The 2723-nt window shown below is 39.5% G+C and carries 2 protein-coding genes; both read right to left on the bottom strand.

Annotated elements, in window-relative coordinates; translation table 11 throughout:
- Nucleotides 1-137 precede the first annotated feature (137 nt).
- Nucleotides 138-1784 (bottom strand): cytochrome c oxidase subunit I, encoded by a 1647-nt coding sequence (locus AC2JBO_RS44385; RefSeq protein ID WP_496959990.1) that lies wholly within the window; start codon nt 1782-1784, stop codon nt 138-140.
- Nucleotides 1774-2697, bottom strand: coding sequence for a cytochrome c oxidase subunit II (locus AC2JBO_RS44380; RefSeq protein WP_496959989.1), 924 nt, complete (start codon nt 2695-2697; stop codon nt 1774-1776). Before AC2JBO_RS44380 ends, AC2JBO_RS44385 begins: the two co-directional genes overlap by 11 nt.
- Nucleotides 2698-2723 lie beyond the last annotated feature (26 nt).

Genomic DNA, 2723 nt, shown 5'->3' with positions numbered 1-2723 from the left:
ATGAGCAATACCACCACCAATAGGTAAGAAACGCTTCAGCTTTGTTGGCAGGCGCCGATGCAAGCGTTCAAAACGAATAGGACTTTCATCTATATGGATATTACGACGTTGCATGACGGTGATGTATAAGATTTTGATTAATCGTCATCTGGTTCTGTAACAGAATACCTTGGGTCTCCATAGTCATAGGGTGGTCTATTGACAATTGGAATTTCTTCAAAGTTCTCTCGTGGGGGTGGGGAAGAAGTCGTCCACTCTAGTCCACTTGCGTGCCAAGGATTGTTAACTGCTCTAACACCATATAGCCAAGAACCGACGATATTGGCAATAAAAGGCAGCGTAGAAACTCCTAGTAGGAATCCTCCCAGACTAGCAATAATATTCCATCCTTGATATTCTGGCGCGTAGGAAGAAACTCGGCGTAGCATTCCTTGTAAACCCAAAGGATGCATAGGAAAGAAAGTAAGATTGGCGCCAATAAAGGTCAACCAGAAATGTATTTTACCCCAACCTTCAGCATACATTCTTCCAGTTATTTTCGGAAACCAGAAGTAAATAGCTGCAAAAATTGCCATTGTAATGGTATTGAAAACAATATAGTGAAAGTGTCCCACTATAAAGTAAGTATTATTAACATGGATATCGAACGGTGTTGTCGCGAGCATAATACCAGTCACACCACCAAAAATAAACATTGCGGCGCCTCCCATTGCAAATAGCATTGGAGTTTCTAAATGCAGTTTACTTTTCCAAATTGTGGCAACCCAACCAAATGTTTTTACACCTGTTGGTATCGCAACCAACATTGATGTCACCATAAAAGTCATTCGCATCCAACCAGGAGTAGCACTGGTAAACATATGATGCGCCCAAACAAATATACTAACCATCGCAATACCTAGTGAAGCTATAGCTAATGAGCGATAGCCAAACAAAGGATTACGTGAAAACGCAGGCAAAACTTCTGCGAAAATACCAAAGGCAGGTAGTGCCATGATGTAAACTGCTGGGTGCGAGTAAAACCAGAAAAGATGTTGGTATATAATTGGGTCGCCCTCAGATAAAGGTTTAAAAAATTGTGTACCGAATGATAAGTCAAATAATAATAGTATAAATGCACCTGTTAAAGCAGGTAAATTAACCAACTGCAATAACTGGGCACTTAAAGCAGACCAAACAAAAACAGGCATACGGAAAAAAGTCATTCCCGGCGCCCGCATCCAAAAGATAGTAGTAACAAAGTTGACAGCCCCCATAATAGAAGAGATGCCTATTATTAATAAACTTACAATCCAAATAAATTCACCGTTAATAAATTGACCGGGTGGAAACTGGAGACTTACAGGAGGATAAGACCACCAACCAGCTTTAGCAGGACCATTCGGCAGCAAAAAGCTAGATAGTAATAATAAACCTGCTGGAGGAAGCATCCAAAAGGAAATAGCGTTGAGCAAAGGAAACGCCATATCCTTAGCTCCAATCATCAATGGAACTAAATAATTAGAGAGACCTGCATTAAACGGTATAATCCACAAAAAAATCATTATCGTTCCATGCATTGTAAACAAACTGTTATAAAGAGGACGGTCTACTAAATTCGACGCAGGAGTAATTAATTCCGCACGAATAAGCATCGCCAACAGTCCACCAACCAGAAAGAAAAAGAAAGTCATCAGCATGTACTGAACACCAATAACTTTATGGTCAGTACTGAAACGTAAGTATTGCCATTGCTCTTCTTGCGACATCTCAGACTTAGATATACCAGAAGCATTATGTGTCATTATTTATATTCCTTTCAGTTGCGATAGAAGGTTGGACAGGTGCAACAGTATACCAACCACTTTTAAATAATGTGTGAGGAGGTTCTGTATATTCAGCTACAGCTTTATTTCTCACGGTCATCGATTTATTAGTGGCGCCATTAAGCCATTGATTATATTTTTCTAAAGATTCAACATATACAGGCGCCTCCATTAGGGCAAAATAAGTACCACTAAATTGAGAATCTTTGAGCGTATATTTACCTTCACGTATGGGTGTAATTACAATGTCAATATCGCGCTTGGGTACAATATCTTGCTTAAGCCGGAATTCTGGCACGTAAAAACCGTGAATAACTTCTTGTGCATTCAAATTTAGGCGAGTCCTACGATTAACTGGTAAATGCAATTCGTTACTAGTAACATTATTGGGATAGCGAAAAGACCATTCCCACTGTTTAGCAAAAACATCAACTATTTGGTCAGCAGGTTTAGCTTTGTCTTGAATAGGCGCCGTTTGAGCTAAGGCTGGTTCTTCTAGAGGTAAATGTAAATGTACTACAGGGCCAAGATTTAATATATCTAATTGCTGATAAATCTTAAAACCTTGAAAAGCAATCCACAACACTAATAAAGTTGGAGTTACAGTCCATACAATTTCTAGCCTGACATCACCTCTAGAAGGATGACCCTCACTGTAGTCGTGCGGTAATGCTCGAAAGACAACTACCGAATATAGCATCATCCCCACAAGCCCAAGTAAGACAAACGTTCCAACAGAGGTTAAAAAGCTAAATATTTGGTCTACTTTTTGTGCCTCTGCGGTTGCTTGAGGAGGCATCCAAGTATATGCAAGGGAACCAACCCAACGACTAATAACCAGTAGTACCGCAATGCAAATAGCAATTAAGAAATATTCTAAAAATCTAGACATAATTATTTAGGAAGCAATTCTGGACT

Source organism: Calothrix sp. CBUCES-K 9914 (genome assembly GCF_059640475.1).
Note: the sequence above shows the minus strand (reverse complement) of the source record. Positions and strands in the feature narration are given on the sequence as shown.